Here is a 24,050-nt window from a genome sequence, read left to right as displayed (position 1 = left end):
CACACCCGTACGGGTAAAACACTTATGGGGTTGATCACCCCGTAATGACTCCGCGACTTGCGGGCTCAAGAGCAGCCCACGGGTCGGGCTCCCACACGGGGTGCACAGTCACCTCGGCCAGACCGGGCCCGGTCCTGGTCAGCACGACTCGGCGTACGAGCTGGCGAAGCAGGGCGTTGCGCTGTTGCGCATCCAGGGCATCCCACGCTTCGGCCGCGCCAGCAATCAGCACCTCGGCTTCTGCGCGGTCCGGGAGAGGCTCCTCCTCGGGGAGGCTATCGAGTTGCGCTTGCGCGTCGGCTCGCTTCTTTCGGGCGAGGGCGAGGGCATCCTCGTACTCGTCCTGCTCCCAGTCTTCCGGGTTGGCCGCATGATCCGCTCGCAGTCGGGCGATGGCGGCGCGGTGCCGGTCGAGTTCAGCTTGTGCCTGCACTCGTGCGCGGGCGCGGGTGGCCTGCTCGGCAATAAGGTCACGGCGGGGGCTGACGTCCGTGGACGGCGCATCGTCGATGCCATCGGCGGCCCGTTCCTCCAGCCACTTGGTCACCTCCTTTTCGACGATGGTGCGCGGGACGAGTACGCCCTCGCATGAAAGGGGCCCGTACTTCGCTCGACGGGTGCACCTGTACGAGTAGCCGGGCTCCGTGATTGCGCTGCCGTGTCGGCGTCGCGTGTTCAGGCTGGTACCCAATCGGCACCCGCCGCAGGACGGCAATCCGGCAAGCTCGTACGTCCCTGTTCGGGCGCGGGGCTTGGTATTGCGGACGGTCTTGCGTCGTGCGAGGTAGGCCGTCCACAGGTCGAACTCGATCAGTTCCTCGTGGGTCCCCTGGATGTAGATCTTCGAGCGACAGTTGCCGTCCTTCTTGCGGCACCGGTGGTCGGGGTCGTGCACGCGGAGCAGGCCAGCGGGAAAGCCGCTGTCCATGTACCAGCGGAGGGTGTCGGTACTCCACAGACCTCCAGAGTTGCTTCGGTGCCCCTGGGCGTTCACGGACTGCACCAACTGCGGGAACCCCTTGCCTGCAACGTAGGCGCGGTAGAGGTCCGCGACGACAGGCGCGATGGTCTGGTCCGGTTCGTACCGTTCCTTTTGGAGCGTTTCCGTTTCAGGGTTCCAGCGGCGATGCCAGATGTAGCCGAATCGCTTTCCCCCGCTGGCCGGCAAGCCGAGCTTGTATTGCCGGTGCTCGTGTGTTTCCTTCCACTGCTCGCCGGCGCGGTCACTTTCGAAGGCGGCGAACTCCAGGATCATGCCGCGCTGAAAGCGGCCGATGGCGGTGGTTGCGTCGACCGGTTCTGTGGCGGATTCGAGCTGACCGCCGGCGGATTCGAGCTTGGCAAGCCAGAGCGCGTTTCCGGTGCGGTCGCGGCCAAACCGGCTGTACTTCCACACAGCGACGCCCAATGCCTTGCCGGCCTCGACGTTCTCGACGCACTTGGTGATCTTGCGTTTGAAGTGGCGTCCGCTGACGTCGAGGTCGGTCACCCACTCAACGATGCGACGGCCCGTTCGGGCGGCCCACTGGGTGATTGCCTCGCGCTGGATCTCCGGTGAGATCTTCTCCTCTTTGTAGGTCGAGACCCGGATGTACCCGAGCCACGGTTCGCCCCCCTCATCGTGCAGGGAGCTGCGGAACGTGTCCGACGGTTTCACTGTGCCGTCCGTTTCTCCTCGGTGGTGTAGTTCGGGCGGTGGTGGAGGTGCACCACGTTGCCCGGGGTCTGCTCGTCGTCCTGGTGGTGGCCGGGGGTCGGCGGGGCCGGGTCCGGGACGAGCAGACCGCGCGCAACGTGGTGGAGAGCCAGGGCGTAGCCGGCCTGGTGCGCTTCGGCGAGCTGGTCGTCAGTGATCTGGTGGGTGCGGGTGATCATCACCCAGTAGAGGAGGGGGACCGTCGCGACGGCGCCGAGTATGCCCGCATCGGTGAGGGCTTGGGTGCTGGTGGCCCATCCGGTCGCCCCGACGGAGAGGGCGGCGGCAAAGAGTCCAGCAGTGATGAGGGGCGCGGGACGACGGAACACGGGGGTGACCTCCGGGGTGGTGCTACTCGGCTCGGGCCTCGCCCTCGCCGTTGTCGGACTGTTCTTGCAGCGTGCGCGTCATGTTGAGGAACAGCGCGCGCTTGTGGGGGTCGGTGATGCCGAGGTCGTCTGCGGCTTCCTCGGGGCTGATCTTGCGGGTGGTGTCCGTCGTGGGGTGCTGGACGTCGTAGAGCTGCTCGTCGGTGATGACGCCGGTCCGTACGAGGATCTCGGCGAGGGGCTTGTTCAGGGCGGCGGCGAGGGTGCCGAGGACGCGGGTGTCTGTGACGGCTTCGCCCCTGAGGAGCCGGCCGACAGTCGAGGGGCTGATGCCGCTATCTGCGGCGAAGCGGGAGCGTCCCCCGCTGCGTAGGCCGGTGACGTCGTATCCGCGTCTCACGAGTTCCTGAGAGAGCCACGCGGCGAACGCCGAGCGCGTCGCGTCGGTCTTGTTTTCTGCCATGGCAGAAATCTAGCGCGCTCGTTTCATAGATGAAACAGCGAGTTCTAGACATGACTCCCCCCTCCCCCGGGCACGGCCCTGATCGTTCGACCTGCCACGTTTATGTCGAACGTGGGTTCGATACTGCCCATCTTTCAACCACTCTGTCAACGCGCAGCACATGACTCCGTCACATGCCGTTACGAGACCCGACCGGCAGTCCCGGGCATGGGTCTGACACCGCCCACCGGTTTTATCTTTCACTCGTGAAAGATAGATGCTACCTTTCTGTCTCGGCAGATAGCTATCTGCCAGGAAAGAAGGAAGCACTCCCATGTACGACCGCGCTCTCTTGCAGCAGGCCGCCACCGCGCACGGGGTCAGCGACTACAAGGCCCTCGCCGCCGACCTCGGCATCCCGCCCGTCACGGCGTGGCGCCTGTGGGGTGGCGTGACCGCCCCCTCGGCCCGCCTCGCGGCCAAGGTGCACGCCCGCTACGGCCTCACCACCGCGCAGCTCATTACTCCGGCGAAGGCCGCCGCATGACCGGCCCCGTCATCCCCCGCGAGCAGGCGTTCGCCAACGCGCGCCGTGTCCTCGACATCGCCCTCGCCGACATCGCTGCCGACTACGCGGCCGGCCGTCTTTCCCCTGAGCGAGAGCTGATCGTTCGCCGTCTCATGCGCCAGCAACGGCAGCAGGCCGGCCCCCGGCCGCTCGCCGCCTGACACGCAAAAGGGCCGCCCGGTGGCACCCGGACGGCCCGACCGATCCCCCGAAGGAGACCGACTCATGAACCCCCAGCTTACCCAGCTCCGCGCCGCCACCGCACTCCGTGGCGGGCAGGCCGGCCGCAAGCACGTCGCGTTCCGTGACCGCCTCGCCGCCGAGCTGCACCGGATCGCCCCCGGCACCGTCCGCGTCTACCTGACCCCCGTCTACAGCGACCCGGCCGACACCCCCACCCGCCGCACGCTCGTATCCCTCGCGACGCTCACCGGTCAGCCGATCGAGGCCGACGTCGAGGCGCACCGCGCGGCCCGCCGCCTGATCATCGGCGAGTTCCCGGCCGCCGACTGGACGCACCCCCACACCTACCGGGCCGACACCGGGCGCCTGCTCGACACCGCGCCGACCGCTCCGGCCGCCCTCGACCTCGCGCCGGAGGTGAACCAGTGATCCGCCCCACGCTCACCGCCGACGGGACCGCCGTCCGCCTCCCGGTCACCCTCGCCGTCTCCCCCCTGCTCGACGAGCTTGCCCTCGCGTACGCCGAGGACCCCGACCTGTTCGGCCGCCTGCTCACCAAGCACGCCGCGTCGGTCCTGTCCCTCGACCACGTGGTCGTGAGTGACGACGCCGCTGACTGGGAGCGCGCCATTCGGGCCGCCGAGGCGGACGGGTCCCGCGACGCCCTGCTCGCCCCGCTGGAGTCCGCCGAGCGCCTAGACGACCTGCTCACCCCCGACGACGCCATCGCCCTCGCTACGTCGCTCACGAAGCAGGCCGCCTACATCCGCCACCGCTCCACCGCACAGGAGAACCACTCGTGACCGTCACCACCCTGCCGACCGCCCACACCGCACCGCCGGTTGTCGAGACCCCCGTCGCCCGCCGCGCGAGCACCGCGTACACCCCGGCGCCGGCCGGGACGAGTGCCGAACTCCCCCGCGTGTTCGCCGTCATCCACGGCGTCATGCGGGACGTCATGCCCGTGGGCAAGGACAAGCAGAACCAGCAGCAGAACTACTACTTCCGTGGCGTCGACGACGCGATGTCCGCCATGGCCGGCCCCATGCGGAACCACGGGTGCTTCATCGCCCCCGAGGTCGTCGAGCACAAGCAGCGCCCGCGCGGCGAGAAGGGCACGCACACCGTAATCACGATGCTGTACCGCATCTACGGTCCGGCCGGCGACTGCCTCGCCGTCACCATCCCGGGCGAGGCCATGGACACGGCCGACAAGAGCACCAACAAGGCTATGTCGGCCGCGCTCAAGTACATGCTCTTTCAGGTGTTCATGATCCCCGTGGACGCCCGCAGCATCGACGACGGCGACCGCGATCACCCGGTCATGACCAACGCCCCGCAGCAGCGCCAGCAGCAGCCCCAGCAGCGCCGCCAGCAGCCCCAGCAGCAGCGCGGGCAGCGTCAGCAGCAGCGCCGCCCGCAGCAGGACCAGGCGCACGGCCAGGAGCAGCCCCAGCAGCGCCGCCGCCGCGACTACGCCGCCGAGGCCCGAAAGGCGACGAGCGAGGAGGAGTTCGCCGCGATCCGCAAGGCCGCCGACGCAGCCGGCGCGCCGCCCGAGTACATCACGCAGCTCGACGCCATCGCCGCCGAGAAGCGCGCGGCGGCCCGCGGCCCGCAGTCGACCCCGCCCGCCGGGCCGCCCCCGGAGCAGGCCCCGGCCGGGGCGCCCCCGGTCCCCGCCGTCGCCACCGCGCCGCCCAGCGGGAACCCGACCACCGCCGCCGAGGAAGCGCTCAGGATCGCCGCGTCCCGGGCGCACCTGATCACGCTCGACGCCGATTTCGAGCGCGTCTACGGCATCCCGATCGCCCAGGCCACCGCCGTTCAGCTCCACGCGTTCCGGAAGAAGATCGAGGGGACCGCCGCATGAGCACCGTCGAGAAGAAGGTCGAGGCGCCCGACCCCGAGTACCTCGCCGCCGTCCTGCGCCACCGACAGGCGATGCGGGCCCAACTCGACCGCGCCGAGGAAATGTTCGACGACGTCAGCCGGCAGGCCGCCAAGCTGCTCACGCAGCAGTACCAGGCGACCCGCAGTACGAAGGCCGACGTCACCCTCGACGACGGCACGAAGTTCGCCACCGTGACCCGCGTGGGCGGTGAGGCCGAGGCCCGCGTCGTCGACCGGCCCGCGTTCGAGGCATGGGTGCGCGACACCTACCCGGAATACTTCGATTTCCGGATCGTCCCGGCCCGCACCGAGGTCGTCGTCGACGAGCAGTTCACCGCGCGGGTCCTCGGAGCCGTCAACGCGGCGAACACCCCCCGGTACGCCGACCCGGACACGGGCGAGCTGCACGACGTGCCCGGAGTCGCGATCCAGCCCACCAAGTCGCCGCACTTCCGATGGCTGTTCAGCAAGACCAGCAAGAACCAGCCCCGTGACGGCCGCGCCCTGGTCGCCGAGGCCGTCGCCGCCAAGCGCCTCGACCTCGACACGCCCCCGACGCCGCCCGCGCTCCCCCCGGCCGACGAGCCGGCGCCCGAGCAGCCCTGAACCCCCGCGCCACAGCCCGCCCCGACCCCCGAACGGGGCGGGCCCCTCGACCAGGAGCACCACCCATGAACTCCCTCACGATCAACACCGGTTGGCGCCGGGCCGCCGCGTGCACCGACATGGCCGTCGATGCGTTCTTCCCGGCCGCGGCCGACGCGGAGGGCCGTCGCGAGGCCCTCGCGATCTGCGAGCCGTGCCCCGTCCGCGAGGAGTGCCTCGCCGAGGCCCTCGCCGAGGAGGGCGGGCGCGGCAAGACCGGCCGGTTCGGTATCCGCGGCGGTAGGACCGCGAGCGGCCGGTACAACCTCTACAACGCCGCCAAGAAGGCGCAGCGCGCCGCCCTCGCCGTCGAGGCCGCCGCATGACCGGCCGCGCGCGCCTCGACCGCGCCCGCCGCCTGCTCGACACCGCGCCGCCGGCCCCGGTCCGCGGCCAACTGGACGCCTCGCAGGCCGCGAGCCGTACCGGGTGGCCGCTCCCGGCCCGCCCGTGGAACGGTCTTACGGTCCTCGACGCCTGTTGCTGCGCCGGCGGGGCCGCGATGGGTTGGTACCTCGCCGGATGGGACGTGGTCGGCGTCGACCTTGACGAGCAGCCCAACTACCCCTTCCCGTTCGTCCGGGGCGACGCCATCGAGTACATCCGGGCGCACGGCCACGAGTACGACATGGTCCACGCGTCGTGGCCGTGCCAGTACGGCGCCGCGATCACCAAGGGAACGAACCGGCACCTGCGCGAGACGTACCCGGACCTGATCGGCCCCGGCCGCGAGGCGATGCTCGCCGCCGGCCGGCCGTACGTGATCGAGAACCCGGACGCGCGCCCCGATGTGACCCTGTGCGGGACGATGTTCGGTCTGCCGATCCTGAGGCACCGGAAGTTCGAGGCCGAGGGATGGTTCCCCCTCGCGCTCCCGCACACCCGGCACCGGGGCCGCGTCCGCGGACATCGCCACGGCAAGCACTACGACGGCCCGTACGTCGCCGCGTACGGCCGCGGGGGTGGCAAGGCGACCGTCGCGGAGATGCAAGTCGCCATGCAGATCACGTGGACCGACGTACGCCACGAACTCACCGAGGCCATCCCGCCCGCCTACACCCGCTTCCTCGCCGAGCAGGCCGCCGAGCAAATCCTCGCCGAGCGCATGACGGTCGCGGCATGACCCGCCTCGCCCACGACCGGCCGGCGCCCGAGTGCGAGACGCCGAAGTACGGCGCACCGGCCCGCCTGTACCCGTGCGGATGGCGATGCGACACCCACCGCCCCGTACCGCGCACCCGCCCGCAGTAGCCCCCCGCACTGCCCCGGGGCGAGGCCGGACCCGATCCCCTCGCCCCGGGCGCATCACCCCGACAGGACCCCGCCATGCCGCGCATTCGCACGATCAAACCCGACTTTTTCACGTCCCTGACGATCGCCGACCTCACCATCGAGCAGCGCTTGACGTTCATCGGCCTGTGGACGCACTGCGACGACCTCGGCCGCGCCGTCGACGACGCCCGACTCATCAAGGCCGCACTCTGGCCGCTCGACGACCGGACCGCCGCCGACGTCGAGACCGACCTCGCCGCACTCAGTGAGTCCTCACTGATCGTTCGCTACGTCGTCACCGGCAAGCACTACTTGGCCGTGTCCGGGTGGAAGGAGCACCAGCGGATCAACCGGCCGTCCGCCTCGCGCCTCCCGGCCCCCGACCAGGGCGAATCGGCCCCGGAACCGCCCCTGACCAGCGGTGATGACGACTCCGAGCAGGCTCACGCACATCTCAGTGAGGACTCACACCAGGAAAGGAACAGGGAACAGGGAAGGGAACAGGGAACAGGGAACGGGAAGTCGTCGGCCCTCGCTCCGCGAGACCCCGACCCGGCGCCGGTCCGTGAAGACGTCGAGCGGGTGTGTGAGCACCTCGCCGACCGCATCGAACAGAACGGCAGCAAGCGGCCCAGCATCACGAAGGCGTGGCGGGACGCTGCCCGGCTCATGCTCGACAAGGACGGCCGCACCGAGGAGCAGGTGCACAACGCCATCGATTGGTGCCAGAACTCCGACTTCTGGCGTTCCAACGTGCTGTCCATGCCGAAGCTCCGCGACAAGTACGACACCCTCCGTCTCCAGGCCAGCCGCCCGGCCGCCGGCGGGAACGTCGTCCCGATCAACCGCCCCTCCACGACCGACCAGCGGGTCGCCGAGGGTCTCGACCTCGCCGCCCGACTCCGCGCCCAGGAGGCCGCCCAGTGACCCCCGCCGACGCCGCCGAACTGCTCACCCTCGCCGCCGCATTTGACCGCCGCACCGTCGGCGAGGCCGACGCCCGCGCATGGGCCGCCGCCCTGCACTCGATGCCCTTCGACGACGACGCCCGCGCCGCCGTTGCCCGCCACTACGGCGACACCGACAAGTGGCTGACCCCCGCGCACGTCCGCCAGCAGCGCGCCCGGATCCGCGCCGAGCGGGTCAACGCCGCGACGATCGTCTACGACGGAGTCCCGGGCGAGACCGGCGCCGAGTCCATCACCCGCCGCCGCGCCCTCCTCGCTGCCGTCGCCGACGGCCGAGTCGCGCCCCCGTCCGCTTCCAGGGCCCTCGGTTTCTCCGAGGACCGGCCGACGCTCGCCCTCCCGGCCGCCGCCACCCGCGAGGAGCGCGACGAGTTCGCCGCCGAGCGCCTCGCCGCCCTCGGCTACTACGTGCCCCGCGACGTCGAGGCCGCCCTCACCGACCACCGGCCTCGCCGCCGAGCCCTCGCCGAGCAGGAGCGGCCCGACCCCCTCGGCGTCCCGTGCCCGTACGAGCACTGCCGCGCCGACGTCCGCACGCCGTGCAAGAAGGGCGACCGGCGCCGCACCGAACGCGCCCCGCACCCCTCCCGCGTCGAGGCCGCCCTCGCCGCCCACCACCAGGAGGCCGCCGCATGACCACGCCCGCGCCGATCCCGGCCGCCGCCGTCGCCATCATCCGCACCGTCATCGAGGACGCGACCGTAAGGGAGTTGCTGTACCGGCCCGGCTCGACCGCTGTACGGGCCGCCAGGGCCCTCGAATGGGCCGGGTGGGACCTGCGGGTGATCCCGCCCGCGTTCACCCCGGAGGACGCCACCTAGCCCCCCCTCCGCAGGGGGAGCCGGAGCAGCTCCACATCCGCTATCTTTCTGTCTCGACAGATACATGCCTGTCGAGACAGAACCGCGAGCGCGCGCGCTCAGCACGTAGAGCAGGAGGACCGCCCCCGTGAACACCCCCGAGCGCTTCGCCGCCAAGGTCGATCCGGCCGGCCCCCTCAGCCTCTACCGCGACGCCCCCGGCCCCTGCCACCTCTGGACCGGCGGAGCCCGCAGCAAGCGCCCCCACGACGCCGGCGAACACGGCGAGTTCTACGGAGCGTTCAAGGCCGACGGCCACACCGTCCGCGCCCACCAGTACGCCTACGAACAGGCCCGAGGCCCCATCCCCGCCGGCACCGAGGTCGACCACCGATGCCGCCGCCGCAACTGCGTCAACCCCGCCCACCTCGAAGTGACCGACCACCGCACCAACACCCTCCGCAGCAGCGGCCCGACCGCGATCAACGCGCGGAAGGTGCGATGCCTCCGAGGTCACCCCTTCGACGCCGCCAACACCTACGTACGCCCCAACGGCGCCCGCGCCTGCCGTGCCTGCCGCCGCCCCACCACCGAAAGGACCGCCGCCTGATGGCCGGAGAGACCACCATCACCATCGCCGGAAACCTCGTCGACGACCCCGAACTCAGGCACACCGGCGCCGGACACGCCGTCGCCAAGTTCCGCATCGCCTCGACCCCCCGCACCTACGACAAGCAGTCCGGCCAGTGGCAGGACGGCGAGTCCCTGTTCATGACCGTGACCGCATGGCGCTCTCTCGGCGAGAACGTCGCCGCCAGCATCCAGCGCGGCGCCCGCGTCGTCGTCGTCGGCACTCTCCGCCAGCGCAGCTACGAGGACAACCAGGGTGTCAAGCGCACGGTCGTCGAGATCGAGGCCGAGGAAGTCGCACCCTCGCTCCGCAACGCCACCGCACAGGTCACCAAGACCACCGGCAACCGCCAGGGAGGCAACTCCCAGCAGGCACAGGGCGGATACGGCCAGCAGCAGCCCCAGTACGACCAGTGGAACACCGGCGGCCCCGCCTACTGACCGCGCCGCCGACCGGTCGCCGCGCCGCCCACGCGCGCGCGTGCAGTGGTTCACCGCCAACACCGTGAAGCCCACACACGTCCCGTGCACTACCGCGCCCCGGTCAACACCGACACCCGACTGACGAGCCGAGACGGAGCCAGCCCATGAACACCCCCGCCCCCTCCGAGACCGCCCCCGCGTTCGAGGGCGACCTCGACGCCGGCACCGTCCGCGACGCCCTCGCGTTCAACGACGACACCGCCGACCAGACCCTCGCCACGCTCCGCGACGTCCTGCTCGACACCTCCCTGTCCCGCACCCCCGACCAGGCCCTCGCCGCCGCCCGCATCCTGCTCGCCGCCCACGCCCGGCAGATCGAGGCCCTGATCGAGGCCCACTACCGCGCCACCCGCACCGAATGGGGACTCACCCGCTCGTCCCGTGGCCTGCTCACCGGGTACGAGGGCGCCCGGAAGATCGTCGCCGCGTGCGCCGCCGGCCTCGACCGCGACCAGGCCCTCGCCGAGCAGCACACCCCATGACGCTCGCCCACGCGGCATCCCTCGCCGTCGCCGCCACCCTGCTCGCCGCCGCCGCCTACCTGATCGCGTGGGCCCTACGCGGCGAGCACGGGCGCGCCCACCACACCCACTACCCCAGCCGCCCGAAGGGCCCGCGCCGATGACCCGCCGCCGCACCATGGCCGACCGCAAGAAGCACGCCACCGACCGCCTCGCCCGCCGGATCAAATTCGAGATCCTCCTCGACCGCGCCGACCGACTGTCCCCCACCGAAGCGGACGCGCTCCGCGAGTACGCCCTCGCCGAGGCCGCCACCGCAGACCAACTCCGAGCCACCGCCCGCGGGCAGGACCGCGCCATGCAGCAGATGCGCGACCGCCTCGCCGCCGCCGACGCCGCAATCGTCGAGGCCGAGGAGGACCGCGCCCGCGTCGAGGAGCAGCTCGCCGAGGCTCGACACCACATTGACGTGCTCCACGCCGTCGACGCTGGCCGTGCCGACGGAGCGCAACGCATCACGGACGAGCGCGACCGCGCCGAGGCGTTCCTCGGCCGACTGCACCGAGCCGAGACGTACGGCGACGTCCTCGCGATCCTCGGCGAGCACCAAGGACTCACCCCCGCCGCCGCCCGCGCCGCCGCCGCGTTCGCCGCCGCCGCCGACAGTCAGGCCGCCGTCCTCGCCGAACGCGACCGCGAACACGCCGTCGCCCTCGCCACCGAGAAGCAGCGCACCGACCGCGCCGAGGCCCTCCTCGCCCACGTCCGCGGCGCCCGCACGTGGGCCGACCTGTGGGCACACCTCGGAATGCGCTACGGCTACACCGCCGAACAGGCCGGCCAGGAAGCACGCGCCCGCCGCACCATGGCCGAGCGCCTCGCCTACGAGCAGGCCAACAACGCCCTCGCCACCCTCGACGGGAAGGCCGCGGAGGTACGCACCCTCCGGCAGCAGCTCACCGCGGAACGGAAGCGCGCCGGCGCCCTGCTCGTCACCCTCGCCCGCCAGACCAAGCACGCCCGGAAGAACGAGCAGCGCCTCGCCGACGCCCGCCGCCGCCTCGCAGCCGAGTGCGCCACCTGCGGATGCCCCCGCGAGCAGCACGCCTCACGCCTCTACGCCAACGCCCGCGCCCGCCTCGACGAGCTGCTCGACGCCGCCGGCCGCGCCGCCAACCAGCTCGGAACCGAGCACCCCGCCGACATCGCCGACCGCCTGTACGCCGCGATCGAGCAGGCCAGGAAGGACCAGCCATGATCACCCCGACCGCGCTCCCCGAGAACGCCCTCACCACCGCCGCGGACCTGCGCGCCGTCCGTGAGCAGTGGGGCGACCTGCTCGTCGCCATCGAGCAGCGCCCCGCCGACACATGGCCGCCCCGAGAGACCCGGGGTTTCCTCGACCAGCTCGGCGACGCCGACCAGGACGACGAGCAGCACCTCGGCCGCACCCCGCTTACGCTCCGCCAGCACCCCGCGCCGGCCAACCTGACCGCGCTCGACGCCGCCCTCGCCGTCGAGGCCGCACTCTTCACCGCGTGCGACAGCATCGCCCCCCGCTACCAGCGGCCCGTACGCGCCCACCTGCGCGGCGGCGGCACGGCGACCACCGGCACCATGCGCGTCGTCGACGACGAGGACGACCGCGCCGACCCCCGCCGCTGGACCCCGTCGACCGTCGGCCCGTCCGGCCGGACGACCGCCGCCGGATCCCGGGCGCACGGGCTGCACTGGGCCGCCGTGTGGCTGGAGGGGCGCGCCCTCGACGAGGACCAGGGCGACGGCCTGTTCTACCCCCTCGGCGACGACGTCCTCGCCGACCTCGCCACAGTCGCCCGCCGCGCCCGCCGCCGCGTCGAGGCCGCCCTCGGCCGGGACGGCCGGACGACCACGCTCCCCGACCCGTGCCCGTGGTGCGGGGGCGAGCTGCTCGCCCGCACGGTGCCCGGCGGGGAGCCGTCCGCGACGTGCCAGACCGGGGAGCAGTGCCCGGCCCCCGCCACGCTCGATCGGGGCCGGCGCACGTGGCGGGGAGCCGACCTCGCCGCACTGTGGACCGGCCTCGACGACCGCCGCCGGGACGCCTAGCCCAACTCGGCGCCGCTCGAACGCAGTTCCATGTGTAGCCGTTACTGTGACCACTTGTGTAGTCGTCACAGTAGCGGCTACAGTCGTTCTCGTCGGACGCAACCCGACACCCCCGGCCGGACGCAACCCGGCCCCCGACAACGACCAGGGAGCACCCCCATGGACGTCACGATCCCCGGCGCCCTCGCCGACCACCTCAGCCGCGCCGACCTCGCCACCGGCCCCGCCGCCAAGCACCCCGCCGCCGCCGACCTGCGCATCGCCCTCGACAACGCCCGCCGCGGCCGGGGCCGGACGCTCGTCATCCCCGCGCACGGCACCGCCGTACTCCACCTGATCAGCGCGTACGCCGAGGCCATCCTTGAAAACCGCAAGCTGCACACCCCCTCCGAGGCCCGCGCCTCCCGCCTGTGGATCCAGCGCGCCGGCCACACCCCCAAGCCCGCGCCCCAGGTCGCCGAGCGCCCCCACCGCGGGAACCTCGCCGACACCGTCGCCTGCCCGGCGTGCCGCGTCGGCGTAGGCGCCCCCTGCATCACCCGCGCCGGGAAGCCCGCGCGGGAGATCCACAACCAGCGCATTGAAGCCCTGGAGAACGCCGCCGGCATCACGCAGTTCCGCGCCGAACAGAAGCGCGCGAACGGGGGCCTGTCCTACGGCATCAACCACGCGGTCGAGTCGGAGTTGTTCGCGGCCTACGCGGCCCGCGTCAACGCCCGCGTTCAGGCGCCCGCCGCCGTCCGCGACGAGCCGTCCAACTGGTGGACCATCACCGACCCCGCCAGCGGCAAGGAAGTCGCGCGCGTCTACGGCGAGACCTACCAGGACATGACCCCGCGCGCCGAGGCCCTGCCCGAGGTCCGCGCCGTCATCCGCAAGCACCGCGGTTTCTCCCGCCGCCGCCTGCTCATGTCCGAGCTGACCCCCGCCCAGGTCGAGGAGCAGCGCGCCCAGGAGCAGCCCCCCGCCGCCGAGGCCGAGGTCGACGCTACCGAGCGCGCCCAGCACGACTACCGCGCCCGCGCCGCCCAGCGGCTCCGCGACGCCCTCGCCGGATCCCCCGCCGCGTTCGAACTCGACGACGTCGTCGACACCGAGGCCCGCCACGCCGCCGAGTTGGTCACCGAGGCCGAGGCGACCGCCGGCACATGGCAAGGCCAGTGGATCGGCGAGCACCCCGACGCCATCTTCCCCGCCCGACCCGACCGCGAACAGGGATCCCTGTTCGGCTGACCCGCACGGCCCGCCCCACACCGGGGCGGGCCCGCCCCGGAAGGACCACCATGGACACCGACCCGCGCCACACCGAACCGACCGTCGCCGAGCTGCGCCAGCACCTCGCAACCGAGCGAGCGACGACGGACGGCCTCCAGTCGAGCATCCTCGGAGCGGTAATCGACCTCCTCGACAGTTACCGCGCCGAACGTGGCCTCCCGGCCCTCCCCGCGCTGCCCACCGAGGTCGAGGAGGAAGCCCACCGCAGCCACACCCTGACCGAGAACGACCGCTCCATCGCCAACAACTTCCCGCCCGAGCAGCGCCCGTTCATCCACGAACTCTTGGGGCTCCGCCGGAAGCGCGAGGGAGGCGAGGAGGCGATCAAGAAGACGCCCCAGGCAATCGCCGCGGCCAACGGAGCGGGCATCACCGCGCCGGACATCGCCGCGTGCCTCAGCGTCACGCCGTCCCACGTCTACACCGTCCTGCGGAAGGGACGACAGGGCGCCGAGTAGCCCAAGAACAGGATGGGCGGGCCCGGCACCCCTCGCGACGCAACCGCGAGGCCAGACCCGCCCCACCACGACAGGAGCAACCCCCGTCATGGCCACACCCACCCTATCCGTCGACGAACGGCGCGCCATGGTGCACAAGCGCCACGGAGCCGGCGCCTCCCATCGAGCCATCGGCCGCGAACTCGGCATCCACCACACCACCGTGGCGCGCATCCTGCGCACCACCCCCGCACCACAGGACGCACCACCCGCCCCGACCAGCAACGAGCCCCGCCCACCGGCCATCCTGTTCAACCTCACCAGGGAACTCATCCAGGACTTGAACACCCTCGCCGACAAGGGAACCGGCGACCTCCCCGCACCACTGGTGCGCGCCATCCATGCTGCCGCCGACCGCCGCCGCGCCGCATGGCTCGCATGGCTCAGGCGTCAGCACGCCGACCGACCGGTCGCAGGCACCGACGCGTCCGCGTGATCACGTTGCGCGCCGTTACCGTTCCGTGATCTAATCGGGCCGTCCCCGGCGTGCCCGGAAACGGTCACTCGGTCCACTTGTATATGTGCACCGAGCGTCCATCTAGGCGGCGCAACTTCCACGTCTCCGTGATGGGCTGGTTGTTGGCCATAGCTTCCGTCATGATCGTGTCGGGTGCCACGACCAGCCCAAAGCCCTCAACGACCACGGGCCGATTCTCGGACAGTGCCGTGTCTGCTGCACGTTCCAAAGCTTCACGTTCACCCGGCTTATCGAACATAGCGGCCTCCGGCTCAGGGTCCTCCCTGCCATTGTTCCGTCGGACCTCCTGGTGCGCCTTTCGGGCAAGAGATGACGGTCAACGGCGAACCCCGGGGCGAAGGTGTACGAATGCCTGCACAACCCCCCTTGCGTCTCGCGAGTCACACCAGTGACCCATCCGTACGTCCAGGGGAACACCGTGAAGCGCACCGCCATCGCCGCCGTCCTGTCCGCCGCCACCCTGCTCGCCCTCTCCGCGTGCAGCGGCGACGAGACCGCACCCGACGCCAAGCTGTCCGCCACCGCGACGGCGCCCACCACCTCCGCCGCCGTCCCGAAGTCCGGTCTGCCGCCGAAGCCCACCGGCCAGGTCCGCGCCGACCTCCTCGCCGCCCTTAAGGCCGTAGCCCCCGGCACCGTCCGCTACGAGGACAAGGCCGTAGACGCGGCCCGGAACCAGTGCCAGGCCATCAACGGCGGCGGGTCCAAGCTGGATTGGACCGCCTCCCAGCGCTTCACCTACAAGGACGTCACGACCACGGAAGCCCAGGGCAAGTCCATCAACGAGGCACTCAAGAAGTCCGGTTTCTGCAACACCTGATCCGCACACCGACGGCCCGGCCCCCTCACCAGGGAGCCGGGCCGTCCCCATGTCCGCCCTCGGCGAGGAGGTGAGCCGTGGCCGCCCGACCCATCACCGACAGAGACCGGGAGCAGGTCAAGGCCCTCCACGCCGAGGGCATGTCCCGCAACGACATCGCCCGCAAGATCAACCGCAGTTCCTCGACCGTAAGCAAGATCGCCGCCGCGTTCGAGCCGCCGCTCAGCTTTGCCCGCGGCCCCGAGGTAGTCGCCGCCACCGAGGCCCGCCGCATCGACCTCGCCGCCCGCCGCCAGGCCCTCGCCGAGACCCTCCACCAGGACGCCGAGAAGCTCCGGGCGCAGCTCTGGGAGCCGTGCGAGATTGGCGAGTTCGCTGGCCGCGAGGGCGATTGGCAGACCGCCAACCTTGCCCGCCCCCGGTTCGCCGATCAGCGACAGATCATGAGCGCCACCGCCACCGCGATTCAGCAGTCGATGCGCCTACAGCCCGCCGAGGGCGGCGCCGACGCCGGACAGGTCCGCTCGATGCTCGGCAGTCTCGGAGAGGCCCTCACAGGGGCTTTCGCGGACGACCCCGGCGAGGACGGCGGATAGCCCATCGAGGGGGTGAGCAGTGCTCCCCGACATCCCCCTCCCCCTGTCCCGTAAGCAGCTCCGTTCGATCGGCCGCGCCACCGCGCGCATCAACCTGTGGCACGGCTCCGTCCGGTCCGGGAAGACGATTGCGTCGTTGCTCGCGTTCGTCATCGCCGTAGCCGGCGCCGGACCGTCCGGCCTCATCCTGATCGCCGGGAAGACCATCCAGACCATCGAGCGGAACGTCTTGGAGCCCCTCCAGGACCCGCTACTGTTCGGCCCCCTCGCCCGGCACGTCGTGCACACCCGCGGGTCGACCACGGCCACCATCCTCGGCCGCACCGTCCACCTGATCGGCGCCAACGACGCCAAGTCCGAAGGCCGGTTGCGCGGCCTCACCGCGCAGCTTGCGTACGTCGACGAGGCGACGCTCGTACCCGAAGGGTTCTGGACGCAGCTACTCGCGCGTCTCAGCGCCCCGGGGGCGCGCCTGTTCGCCACCACGAACCCCGACAGCCCGCGGCACTGGCTCAAGGTCGGATACCTCGACCGCGCCGCCGAGCTGAACCTCAGGGCGTGGCACTTCCGCCTCGCCGACAACCCGAGCCTCTCCGCCGAGTACGTCGCTTCCCTCGCCGCCGAGTACGTCGGTCTGTGGAAACGCCGCATGATCGATGGGGCATGGGTGGTTGCCGAGGGCGCCGTCTATGGCATGTGGGACGAGGCCCGGCACGTCGTCGACACCCTGCCGGACATGCGCCGGTATTGGGTCGGCATCGACTACGGCACGACCAACCCTTTCTCGGCCATCCTCCTCGGCCTCAGTGTCGACGGCCGCCTGTACGCCTGCTCCGAGTACCGGCACGACTCCCGCGCGACCCGCCGGCAGCTCACCGACGCCCAGTACAGCGACGCCGTCCGCACATGGCTCGCCACCTACCGGCCGCCGGGCGCGCCCGACACCGCGCCAAGGGGCGTGTTGCCGGAGTGGACGTTCATCGACCCGTCCGCCGCCAGCTTCCACACGCAGATGTGGGCCGACGGCCACAGCAGCCCCGCCAAGGCGACCAACGCCGTCAGCGACGGCATCCGGTCCGTGTCCAGCCTGCTCGCCGCCGACCGCCTGCTCGTCCACTCGTCATGCGCCGGCCTGCTCTCCGAACTCCCCGGCTACTCATGGGATCCGAAGGCCACCGAGCGCGGCGAGGACGCCCCCATGAAGGTCGACGACCACAGCGTCGACGCGCTCAGGTACGCCGTGCACTCCACCGCGCACGAGTGGCGCCACCTGCTCACAGTTCACCAACGCAACGGAGGGGCAGCCCCGTAAGACCGCCCCTCCGCTCCGCTAACTGCCCTGTTCGCGCAGGTAGGTAGCAGCGCCCAGGCCGATGCCGAAGCAACTGGCGAACGCTGCACCTCCTGCCGCCACAGCAGCCAGCGGTTCACCACCGAGCAGCGACCATCCGATCCCGGCGAGCAGGGCAGCAACAAGGCTGGCCAGCAGCAGAATCACTACGGTGCATTTGCGGTGATTAGTGGAGTTAAACACGATTGATGACTCATTTCGATAATCGTGTCTTCTCCTTTCCGGGCACCGACGGTAACGCACCGATCACTCTTCCGATGCGGAGTTCACGTAAATGCCCAGGTTGACCGCGATCAACAAAGCGTTGATGGCCGAGGAGGTGAGCACCGATGGCACTTCCTGAGAACGGCGCCCCGTGGCCGCCCCCGGAATGGGCCCCCGTCTACGCCCAGATGCGCGTGGACGACGCTTGGTACTCCGGCGACAAGCGCCGGCTCTCCGCCGTCTACGAGCACGCCCCGCAGCCCAACATCCGCCGGAACCAGTGGGGGCGCCGGTCCGTCGACCACACCCCCGAGCGGGACAGGCGCCTGCACGTCCCCCTCGCCGGCGACATCGCCGCCACGAGCGCCGACCTCCTGTTCGCCGACATGCCGGCCATCAGCATCGGCAGCGCCGAGACTCAGACCCGCCTCGACGAGCTGCTCGACCTCGGCCGCGTGCAACAGGTCCTCCTGTCCGCCGGCGAGCAGGCCGCCGCCATGTCCGGGGTCTATCTCCGCTCGACATGGGACCGGGAAGTAGCCCCGGACAGGCCCCTTCTCACCGTCGTGCAGCCGGACCGCGCCGTGCCCGAGTTCTTCCTCGGCATCCTGCGGGCCGTGACTTTCTGGCGTGAACTCACCGGCTCGACCCAGTCCACCGTGTGGCGCCACATGGAGCGCCACGCCCCGGGCGAGGTCGAGCACGCTCTCTACGAGGGCACCCCGAACGACGTGGGCCGCCGCGTGCCGCTCACCGAGCACCCGGACACCGCCGCCCTGGTCGAGTCCCTCGACCTCGACGGCGCCGGGGCGAACGGCGCCACCGTGAACACGGGCATCCCGCAGCTCACCGCGTCATACGTCCCCAACATGCTCCCGAACCGCCTCTACCGGGGAAGCCCCCTCGGCCGGTCCGACTACGGGGCGCCGTTGTACGACCAGTTCGCCAGCCTCGATGAGGTCTGGACGTCATGGATGCGCGACATCCTGCTCGCCCGCGCACGCCTGATCGTCCCGCGTGGCTACCTGCGCGACGACGGCCCCGGCCGGGGCGCAACGTTCGACCTCGACCGCGAGGTCTACGACGAGCTGAACATGCCCCCGAACGAGGGCGGCGGCATCACCCTGTCCCAGTTCGCCATCCGGGTCGAGGAGCACCAGCGGACCGCCGAGGCGATCATGCGACAGGCCGCCCAGTCCGCCGGCTACTCGGCCCAGTCGTTCGGGCTGGAGGGCGGCGGGCAGCCGATCACCGCAACCGAATCCGAGTCCCGCGACCAACGCAGCATGGTCACTCGCCGGAAGAAGGCCGGTTACTTCCGCTACGGCATCGCCGAGCAGGTGACGACCCTCCTCGCCCTCGACAACGCGCACTTCGGCCGCCGAAACGACCTCACCCAGCCGGTGACCGTCGATTTCGGGGACGGGGTCGCCGAGTCGGAGCAGCAGACCGCCACCACGCTCGACCTGCTCAAGCGGGCCGAGTCCGCGTCCACCAAGACGCGGGTGAAGATTCTGCATCCGGACTGGGACGACACTGCCGTCGCGGCCGAGGTCGCCGCGATTCTCGCCGAGACTGGCGCCGCCGCGCCGGATCCGGTTGCCACATTCCCTATGTCGGCCTAACCAGCTGCCATGTAGACAGAGCGAAGTCAACACCGACGTCGCGAATTGGCCGCGAAATCTATTCGTCCTTCAGCCCCAATGTGGATTTTTTAACCTTGGCGGCGCGAAGCTTCTGAATCGATTCCTTCACGTCCGGTAGGCCCTTCGAACCTGACACCCACCCCTCCTTGACATCCAGCAAATCATTATGCGCAAGGCCGCATTCCTCGCTGAGGCTGATCATTCTTTCCAACTGCTCACGCATTCCCAGAGCAGTCGGCAACGCAATTAGTGCAGCAGAGATAAAGGACACGACCGATACCACCACTTGCGCCACAAGCTGGGGACTCTGCGAAATGACAGGCCAGACGCCGAGCCCGGTAACGGCACTGACGATTGCAGACGCCGCGCTATAGCGACGGATTTTGCGCACCAATTTGCTTGTTTCCGTATGCAGCCTCTCGGTCAATTGGCTCGCATCGTCAATGGCGACTGTAAGCGTTTTGGGCACTCTCCGCGCAGGCTGATTCATCGCGAACTCACATTCGGCATGTTAGGCGAAACAATGAAACAGCTGACGGTGATATACAACTGACCATGCGCGGACCGACCACATAATCACTCAATTAGAGTAGGGGGCGATGTGCCGATCCACCCGGGCATGGTCGAGCCCCTCGCCGAGCGCACCCGTGACCTGTACGTCGCCGCCGAACTGCGCCTACTGGCCATCATCGCCAGGCAGCTCGGCGACGGGCTCGACGCCCCTGGATGGGCCGAGCGGAAGCTCTCCGCCCTCTCCGCTGTACGGCGCGCCTCGCAGGCCGTCGTCACCGAGCTTGGCCAGGCCGTCACCCTCGACGTGCACGACGCCATCGCCGACGCGTACAACACCGGCCACCGCGCCGCCGTCGCCGAACTCGGCGCCCTGTCGGACGACGCCGTGCGCATGGTCGACGAGGTCCTACCGCAGGCGCAGGCCGTCGACCGCCTCGCCGCCGAAACGGTCGGCCTCCTCACCTCGACCCACCGCAGCATCCTGCGGGCCGTCGACGACCAGTACCGCGCCGTCGTCGCCGACGTCACCGCCACGCCGCTCGTCGGCACCGGCACCCGCCGCCAGGCGACACAGGACGCCATGCGCGCGTTTGCCGACAAGGGCATCACCGGATTCCGCGACGCGGCCGGCCGCCCCTGGCAGCTCACCTCATACGCGGAGATGGCCGTACGGACCAGCGTTGGCAGGGCCGCGACCGAGGCCCACATGCAGACCCTCGCCACCGCCGGGGTCGACCTAGTGGTCGTCTCCAACTCGCCGCGCGAGTGCCCCCTCTGTCGCCCGTGGGAGCGCCAGGTACTCACCGTGGGTGGCTCGCCCGGCGCCCGCGACGTCGAGGTCGAGCACGCCACCCGCGACGGCGAGACCGTCACCGTGCGCGTCGCCGGATCCCTCGACGAGGCACGACAGAAGGGGTTGCAGCACCCCAACTGCCGACACAGCGTGAGCGCATACCTCCCGGGCCTCACCCGCGTGGACGACGCCGAGCCGGACCCGGATGGGTACGAGGCCGGCCAGCGTCAGCGGGCGATCGAGCGGCACATCAGGAAGTACAAGCGCCGCGCCGCCGCCGCCGTCGACGAGCAGGGGCGCAAGGCCGCCGAGGCCAAGGCCCGCCAGTGGCAGGCCGCCATGAGGCAGCACCTCGCCGACCACCCCGACCTGCGCCGCAATCGCACCCGGGAGCAGCTCGGCGCCGGGAACCTTCCCGAGCAGCGCGCCACGGTCACGCCCGACCAGCTCGACAACGCGCGGGTGTGGTCCGGCGACGAGCGCACCATGCGGGAGATGACCGACGAGCAGCTCGCCGCCGCCGTCCGGTCGGGCCCCATAGACGCGCGCGCCCTGTCCCGCGTCGAGGCCGAGGCGGACCGCCGGGACCTCGACGACCTCGCCGAGCGCGCCGACCGCCTGTTCCCCGGAGGCCACCTCTCCGGGGACCTCGCCGACGTCGGCGACGATGACCTCGCGTGGGCGATGCAGCACGCCACCGCCGACGAGCTGCTCAGGATTGCCGCCGAGATGGACCGCCGCGACGGCATCGAGCTACCGCCGCCGGCCGTCACGGGCAACGCGGTCGACGACCTGCTCGCCGACCGCGACGCCCTCGCCGAGGTGATGGACCCGGCCCCCGACCCCGCCGGGTGGGGCGCCCTCGCCGACGAGCCGGGCGCCGGCGACCCCGCGTTCTGGGAGGCCGTGAAGAAGGCCGCCGCCGCCCGCAGTCGCGGGGACGACGGCGACCAGGACGAGCGGCACCTCATCACCCGCCGCGAGGCCCGCGCCCTGTACGACGAGTACGTATGGCGCCAGTACGCGGACGCTGAGGACGCCTGTAACGGCTACCTCCTGAACAAGAAGGCCAAGGCGGACGGCATCAACCCGGCCGTCCTGTTCAGCGGTCCCGCCCGTATCGCGTACGCGCGAGCGTCGGACGAGCTGAAAGAGTGGTGGGCCGAACATGGCCGCCTCACGCAGGCGGAGTTCATCGAGCAGGTCACCGGTAAGGCCCAGCGATGGGCCGCCGGCGCCCGGCACAACGAATCCGACCAGCAGAACAAGAGGTAGCCGATGGGTGCCCGCGAGGACATCACCCGCGCCCTCCTGGAGGGCGACCGCGCCGCACGGAAGGGCAACCCACCGACCGTGTGCCCGTACCCGCGTATGGACATCCTGCGGGCCGCGTGGATCCGCGGCTACGCCGCCGCCCGCCCGGTCTCCGAGCCGGACGAGTAGCAGCACACCAGCACCACCCCGAAGGGGCCCCCGCCAGGTGCAGGGGCCCCTTTCGCATGTCCAGAGCCCGCCAGGAGCGGGCCCCCCGAGTCACCCCAGGAGGGCGACACCATGAGCACCCCGACCCCCACCTCGACCGCCCCGTCGACCGGCCCGACCGGCGACCCGGGCCAGGGCGGCGACCCCACTGCGCAGCCGGGCGGGCAGGACCCGACCACCGCGAACCCCGCGCCCACCCCGCCCCCGGCCCCGGCCCCGGCCGCGCCGGCCCCCGGCGAGGACCCGGCCGCCACGATCGCCCGGTTGCAGAACGAACTCAGCCGCGCGCGCCAGGAGGCGGGAAACCAGCGGGTCACCGCCAAGCACCGCGCCGCCGACGAGGCCAAGACCGATCTCATCAAGCAGCTCATGGCCGTCATCGACCCGGAGAGCGCCGACAAGCCCGCCACGGCCGAGCAGCTCACGCAGCAGCTCACCGCCCAGCAGGCCCGGACCCGCGCCGCCGAGCTGCGCCTCGCTGTCTACAGCCTCGCCCCGGCCGCCGGCGGCGACCCCATGGCACTCGCCGACTCCCGAGCGTTCGCCGACGCCACCGCCAACGTCGACCCGGCCGACACCGCCGCCGTCACGGCCGCGATCACGGCCGCCGTCACGGCCAACCCGCGCCTCGCCGCCCAGCAGCCCCAGGGCCCGCAGCGCGGCGGCGCCGACTTCACCAGCGGCCCGAGCGCCGTGACCGCCGAGCAGTTCGCCGCCATGGACTACGCCGCGCGCGCCGAGCTGTACGGCTCCGACCCCGACACCTACCGGCGCCTCGCCGGCGGGTGACCAACCCCCGGCCCCGGCCGGAGAGAGTGAGCACCCCCCATGGCACAGACCACGTCCGCGAACATGATCGTCCCCGAGGTATGGGCCGACATGGCGCAGGCCGCATTCCTCGGCAAGGTCCGCGTCGCCGGATCCGCCGCCGTCCAGGAGGACAACACCCTTGAGGGTGCCCCGGGCGACGAGATCAACTTCCCCAAGTGGGGCGCCCTGTCCGACCTCGACGACCTGACCGAGACGGCCCCGCTCGTCCCGGTCGCCATGTCGACCAGCTCGGCCAAGGCGACCATCAAGGAAGCCGGCAAGGCCGTCGAGATCACCGACAAGTCCCGGCTCGTCGGTCTCGGCGACCCCGAGGCCGAGGCCCGCCGGCAGTTCGGCATCCTCGCCGCCCGCAAGATCGACGCCTCGCTGATCACGCAGGCCCAGGCCGACGAGACCTCCCTCGGCGGCGGCAACCCGTTCAAGTTCACCACCGCCGCCGGTAAGACCAAGTTCACGTGGCTGGACGCCATGGTCCCGGGCATCGCCCAGTTCGGCGACGAGTGGGAGCCGGACGACTTCGCCGGCCTGTACCTGAACAGCGCCCAGTACGCCGACGCGCTCGCCGACCCGCAGTTCATCGACGCGTCCAAGCTCGGCAACGGCCCCTCGGCCGCCGTCACCGGATCGATCGGCCGCATCGGTGGCGTCCCGGTGTTCCTCACCAACCGGGTCGCGGCCGGCAAGTTCCTGATCATGAAGCGCGGCGCCCTCGGCCTGCTCTACAAGCGCCGGCCGCTCGTCGAGCAGGACCGCGACATCCTCGCCCGCTCGAACGTGATCACCACCACGGTCCACTACGCGGTGAAGCGCCTCGACGACCGGGGCGTCGCGGTCGGCACCCTCGCCACCACCTGATCAGGAAGGGAGCCGCCGCATGATGCTGCGCCGCTACCACGACCGCCCGGAGGCCGAAGAGCAGCCGGACGGGCCCCCGCCGCCGAGCGGGGACGACAACGGCAACGGGCCGGACGACACCAAGCGTCTGGCCCGTTCCGCGTCCAAGGCCGATTGGGTCGCCTACGCGGTCGCCCTCGGCACCGAGCAGGACGTCGCCGAGCAGCTCACCCGCGACCAGCTCGCCGAGCAGTACAGCAGCGAGGGGTAGC

General features: G+C 71.3%; 35 protein-coding genes. 30 read left to right on the top strand and 5 right to left on the bottom strand.

Going from position 1 to position 24,050, the window contains the following annotated elements:
* Positions 1 to 34: 34 nt before the first annotated feature.
* Genes OG514_RS39305 through OG514_RS39295 form a run of 3 tightly spaced genes read right to left on the bottom strand, consistent with a single transcriptional unit; the run spans position 35 to position 2,488 of the window.
* Entirely contained in the window at positions 35 to 1,657 is a 1,623-nt protein-coding gene (locus tag OG514_RS39305; RefSeq protein ID WP_266903399.1) for a recombinase family protein, read from the bottom strand.
* Positions 1,654 to 2,025: a hypothetical protein gene (locus tag OG514_RS39300; protein WP_266903397.1), complete on the bottom strand. Its 372-nt coding sequence runs from the start codon at positions 2,023 to 2,025 to the stop codon at positions 1,654 to 1,656. Before OG514_RS39300 ends, OG514_RS39305 begins: the two co-directional genes overlap by 4 nt.
* A gap of 22 nt (positions 2,026 to 2,047) precedes the next feature.
* The gene (locus OG514_RS39295) at positions 2,048 to 2,488 is read right to left on the bottom strand and encodes a helix-turn-helix transcriptional regulator (protein WP_266903395.1); all 441 of its coding nucleotides are present in this window, start codon (positions 2,486 to 2,488) and stop codon (positions 2,048 to 2,050) included.
* Between the two features lie 313 nt (positions 2,489 to 2,801).
* Between OG514_RS39295 and OG514_RS39290 the strand changes: the two genes are divergently transcribed.
* From OG514_RS39290 to OG514_RS39175, 24 genes are all read left to right on the top strand, one after another.
* Complete coding sequence (locus OG514_RS39290) at positions 2,802 to 3,014, top strand: XRE family transcriptional regulator (RefSeq protein WP_266903393.1); 213 nt, start codon at positions 2,802 to 2,804, stop codon at positions 3,012 to 3,014.
* The gene (locus OG514_RS39285; RefSeq protein WP_266903391.1) at positions 3,011 to 3,196 is read left to right on the top strand and encodes a hypothetical protein; all 186 of its coding nucleotides are present in this window, start codon (positions 3,011 to 3,013) and stop codon (positions 3,194 to 3,196) included. Before OG514_RS39290 ends, OG514_RS39285 begins: the two co-directional genes overlap by 4 nt.
* A 64-nt stretch (positions 3,197 to 3,260) precedes the next feature.
* The gene (locus OG514_RS39280) at positions 3,261 to 3,647 is read left to right on the top strand and encodes a hypothetical protein (protein ID WP_266903389.1); all 387 of its coding nucleotides are present in this window, start codon (positions 3,261 to 3,263) and stop codon (positions 3,645 to 3,647) included.
* Positions 3,644 to 4,021, top strand: coding sequence for a hypothetical protein (locus tag OG514_RS39275; RefSeq protein WP_266903387.1), 378 nt, complete (start codon positions 3,644 to 3,646; stop codon positions 4,019 to 4,021). The genes OG514_RS39280 and OG514_RS39275 overlap by 4 nt, the downstream gene beginning before the upstream one ends.
* On the top strand, positions 4,018 to 5,091 hold the full coding sequence (locus OG514_RS39270; protein WP_266903385.1) for an ERF family protein: 1,074 nt from the start codon (positions 4,018 to 4,020) through the stop codon (positions 5,089 to 5,091). The genes OG514_RS39275 and OG514_RS39270 overlap by 4 nt, the downstream gene beginning before the upstream one ends.
* Entirely contained in the window at positions 5,088 to 5,717 is a 630-nt protein-coding gene (locus tag OG514_RS39265; protein WP_266903383.1) for a hypothetical protein, read from the top strand. Before OG514_RS39270 ends, OG514_RS39265 begins: the two co-directional genes overlap by 4 nt.
* 65 nt (positions 5,718 to 5,782) lie before the next feature.
* Positions 5,783 to 6,082, top strand: a complete 300-nt coding sequence (locus OG514_RS39260; RefSeq protein ID WP_266903381.1) for a WhiB family transcriptional regulator — start codon at positions 5,783 to 5,785, stop codon at positions 6,080 to 6,082.
* On the top strand, positions 6,079 to 6,879 hold the full coding sequence (locus OG514_RS39255) for a DNA methylase (protein ID WP_266903380.1): 801 nt from the start codon (positions 6,079 to 6,081) through the stop codon (positions 6,877 to 6,879). The genes OG514_RS39260 and OG514_RS39255 overlap by 4 nt, the downstream gene beginning before the upstream one ends.
* Positions 6,876 to 7,007, top strand: a complete 132-nt coding sequence (locus OG514_RS39250; RefSeq protein WP_266903379.1) for a hypothetical protein — start codon at positions 6,876 to 6,878, stop codon at positions 7,005 to 7,007. The genes OG514_RS39255 and OG514_RS39250 overlap by 4 nt, the downstream gene beginning before the upstream one ends.
* A 75-nt stretch (positions 7,008 to 7,082) precedes the next feature.
* Entirely contained in the window at positions 7,083 to 7,955 is an 873-nt protein-coding gene (locus tag OG514_RS39245) for a hypothetical protein (protein ID WP_266903378.1), read from the top strand.
* Positions 7,952 to 8,632: a hypothetical protein gene (locus OG514_RS39240; RefSeq protein ID WP_266903376.1), complete on the top strand. Its 681-nt coding sequence runs from the start codon at positions 7,952 to 7,954 to the stop codon at positions 8,630 to 8,632. Before OG514_RS39245 ends, OG514_RS39240 begins: the two co-directional genes overlap by 4 nt.
* Positions 8,629 to 8,817 (top strand): hypothetical protein, encoded by a 189-nt coding sequence (locus OG514_RS39235; RefSeq protein ID WP_266903374.1) that lies wholly within the window; start codon positions 8,629 to 8,631, stop codon positions 8,815 to 8,817. Before OG514_RS39240 ends, OG514_RS39235 begins: the two co-directional genes overlap by 4 nt.
* 127 nt (positions 8,818 to 8,944) lie before the next feature.
* Positions 8,945 to 9,406, top strand: coding sequence for an HNH endonuclease signature motif containing protein (locus tag OG514_RS39230; RefSeq protein ID WP_266903372.1), 462 nt, complete (start codon positions 8,945 to 8,947; stop codon positions 9,404 to 9,406).
* Positions 9,406 to 9,867: a single-stranded DNA-binding protein gene (locus OG514_RS39225; RefSeq protein WP_266903370.1), complete on the top strand. Its 462-nt coding sequence runs from the start codon at positions 9,406 to 9,408 to the stop codon at positions 9,865 to 9,867. Before OG514_RS39230 ends, OG514_RS39225 begins: the two co-directional genes overlap by 1 nt.
* 146 nt (positions 9,868 to 10,013) lie before the next feature.
* Positions 10,014 to 10,391: a hypothetical protein gene (locus OG514_RS39220; RefSeq protein ID WP_266903368.1), complete on the top strand. Its 378-nt coding sequence runs from the start codon at positions 10,014 to 10,016 to the stop codon at positions 10,389 to 10,391.
* Positions 10,388 to 10,534, top strand: coding sequence for a hypothetical protein (locus OG514_RS39215; RefSeq protein ID WP_266903366.1), 147 nt, complete (start codon positions 10,388 to 10,390; stop codon positions 10,532 to 10,534). Before OG514_RS39220 ends, OG514_RS39215 begins: the two co-directional genes overlap by 4 nt.
* On the top strand, positions 10,531 to 11,628 hold the full coding sequence (locus OG514_RS39210) for a hypothetical protein (RefSeq protein ID WP_266903364.1): 1,098 nt from the start codon (positions 10,531 to 10,533) through the stop codon (positions 11,626 to 11,628). The genes OG514_RS39215 and OG514_RS39210 overlap by 4 nt, the downstream gene beginning before the upstream one ends.
* A complete protein-coding gene (locus OG514_RS39205; protein WP_266903362.1) occupies positions 11,625 to 12,458 on the top strand; it encodes a hypothetical protein in 834 nt (277 codons plus the stop codon). Before OG514_RS39210 ends, OG514_RS39205 begins: the two co-directional genes overlap by 4 nt.
* A 159-nt stretch (positions 12,459 to 12,617) precedes the next feature.
* Positions 12,618 to 13,691: a hypothetical protein gene (locus tag OG514_RS39200; protein WP_266903360.1), complete on the top strand. Its 1,074-nt coding sequence runs from the start codon at positions 12,618 to 12,620 to the stop codon at positions 13,689 to 13,691.
* Between the two features lie 50 nt (positions 13,692 to 13,741).
* Positions 13,742 to 14,191, top strand: coding sequence for a hypothetical protein (locus tag OG514_RS39195; protein ID WP_266903358.1), 450 nt, complete (start codon positions 13,742 to 13,744; stop codon positions 14,189 to 14,191).
* An 88-nt stretch (positions 14,192 to 14,279) separates the two neighbouring features.
* The gene (locus tag OG514_RS39190; RefSeq protein ID WP_266903356.1) at positions 14,280 to 14,666 is read left to right on the top strand and encodes a helix-turn-helix domain-containing protein; all 387 of its coding nucleotides are present in this window, start codon (positions 14,280 to 14,282) and stop codon (positions 14,664 to 14,666) included.
* 460 nt (positions 14,667 to 15,126) lie between these two features.
* A complete protein-coding gene (locus tag OG514_RS39185) occupies positions 15,127 to 15,528 on the top strand; it encodes a hypothetical protein (RefSeq protein ID WP_266903354.1) in 402 nt (133 codons plus the stop codon).
* 77 nt (positions 15,529 to 15,605) lie between these two features.
* Positions 15,606 to 16,124 (top strand): helix-turn-helix domain-containing protein, encoded by a 519-nt coding sequence (locus tag OG514_RS39180; protein WP_266903352.1) that lies wholly within the window; start codon positions 15,606 to 15,608, stop codon positions 16,122 to 16,124.
* 19 nt (positions 16,125 to 16,143) lie between these two features.
* Complete coding sequence (locus OG514_RS39175) at positions 16,144 to 17,436, top strand: PBSX family phage terminase large subunit (RefSeq protein WP_266903350.1); 1,293 nt, start codon at positions 16,144 to 16,146, stop codon at positions 17,434 to 17,436.
* 18 nt (positions 17,437 to 17,454) lie between these two features.
* On the opposite strand, the gene OG514_RS39170 is transcribed toward OG514_RS39175, so the two are convergent.
* Positions 17,455 to 17,658, bottom strand: a complete 204-nt coding sequence (locus OG514_RS39170; protein ID WP_266903348.1) for a hypothetical protein — start codon at positions 17,656 to 17,658, stop codon at positions 17,455 to 17,457.
* A 146-nt stretch (positions 17,659 to 17,804) separates the two neighbouring features.
* Between OG514_RS39170 and OG514_RS39165 the strand changes: the two genes are divergently transcribed.
* Positions 17,805 to 19,304, top strand: coding sequence for a phage capsid protein (locus OG514_RS39165; RefSeq protein ID WP_266903346.1), 1,500 nt, complete (start codon positions 17,805 to 17,807; stop codon positions 19,302 to 19,304).
* Positions 19,305 to 19,362: 58 nt separating this feature from the next.
* Here OG514_RS39165 and OG514_RS39160 read toward each other — a convergent pair whose 3' ends face one another.
* Entirely contained in the window at positions 19,363 to 19,815 is a 453-nt protein-coding gene (locus OG514_RS39160; RefSeq protein ID WP_266903344.1) for a hypothetical protein, read from the bottom strand.
* Positions 19,816 to 19,926: 111 nt separating this feature from the next.
* Here OG514_RS39160 and OG514_RS39155 point away from each other — a divergent pair, with 111 nt between their 5' ends.
* The 5 genes from OG514_RS39155 to OG514_RS39135 all read left to right on the top strand — a co-directional run bounded on the left by OG514_RS39155 (position 19,927) and on the right by OG514_RS39135 (position 24,049).
* Positions 19,927 to 21,906: a phage minor capsid protein gene (locus tag OG514_RS39155; RefSeq protein ID WP_266903342.1), complete on the top strand. Its 1,980-nt coding sequence runs from the start codon at positions 19,927 to 19,929 to the stop codon at positions 21,904 to 21,906.
* 3 nt (positions 21,907 to 21,909) lie between these two features.
* Positions 21,910 to 22,074, top strand: a complete 165-nt coding sequence (locus tag OG514_RS39150; RefSeq protein ID WP_266903340.1) for an Rmf/CrpP fold protein — start codon at positions 21,910 to 21,912, stop codon at positions 22,072 to 22,074.
* Positions 22,075 to 22,185: 111 nt separating this feature from the next.
* Complete coding sequence (locus OG514_RS39145) at positions 22,186 to 22,902, top strand: hypothetical protein (RefSeq protein WP_266903338.1); 717 nt, start codon at positions 22,186 to 22,188, stop codon at positions 22,900 to 22,902.
* Positions 22,903 to 22,941: 39 nt separating this feature from the next.
* The gene (locus OG514_RS39140) at positions 22,942 to 23,799 is read left to right on the top strand and encodes a phage head protein (protein WP_266903336.1); all 858 of its coding nucleotides are present in this window, start codon (positions 22,942 to 22,944) and stop codon (positions 23,797 to 23,799) included.
* Positions 23,800 to 23,818: 19 nt separating this feature from the next.
* Positions 23,819 to 24,049, top strand: a complete 231-nt coding sequence (locus tag OG514_RS39135) for a hypothetical protein (RefSeq protein ID WP_266903334.1) — start codon at positions 23,819 to 23,821, stop codon at positions 24,047 to 24,049.
* The last annotated feature ends 1 nt before the right edge of the window (position 24,050 follow it).

The organism is Streptomyces sp. NBC_00572, assembly GCF_026341815.1.
Taxonomy (GTDB): Bacteria; Actinomycetota; Actinomycetes; order Streptomycetales; family Streptomycetaceae; genus Streptomyces.
The sequence above is the reverse complement of the archived record's forward strand: the minus strand, read 5'-3'. Positions and strand labels throughout refer to the sequence as shown.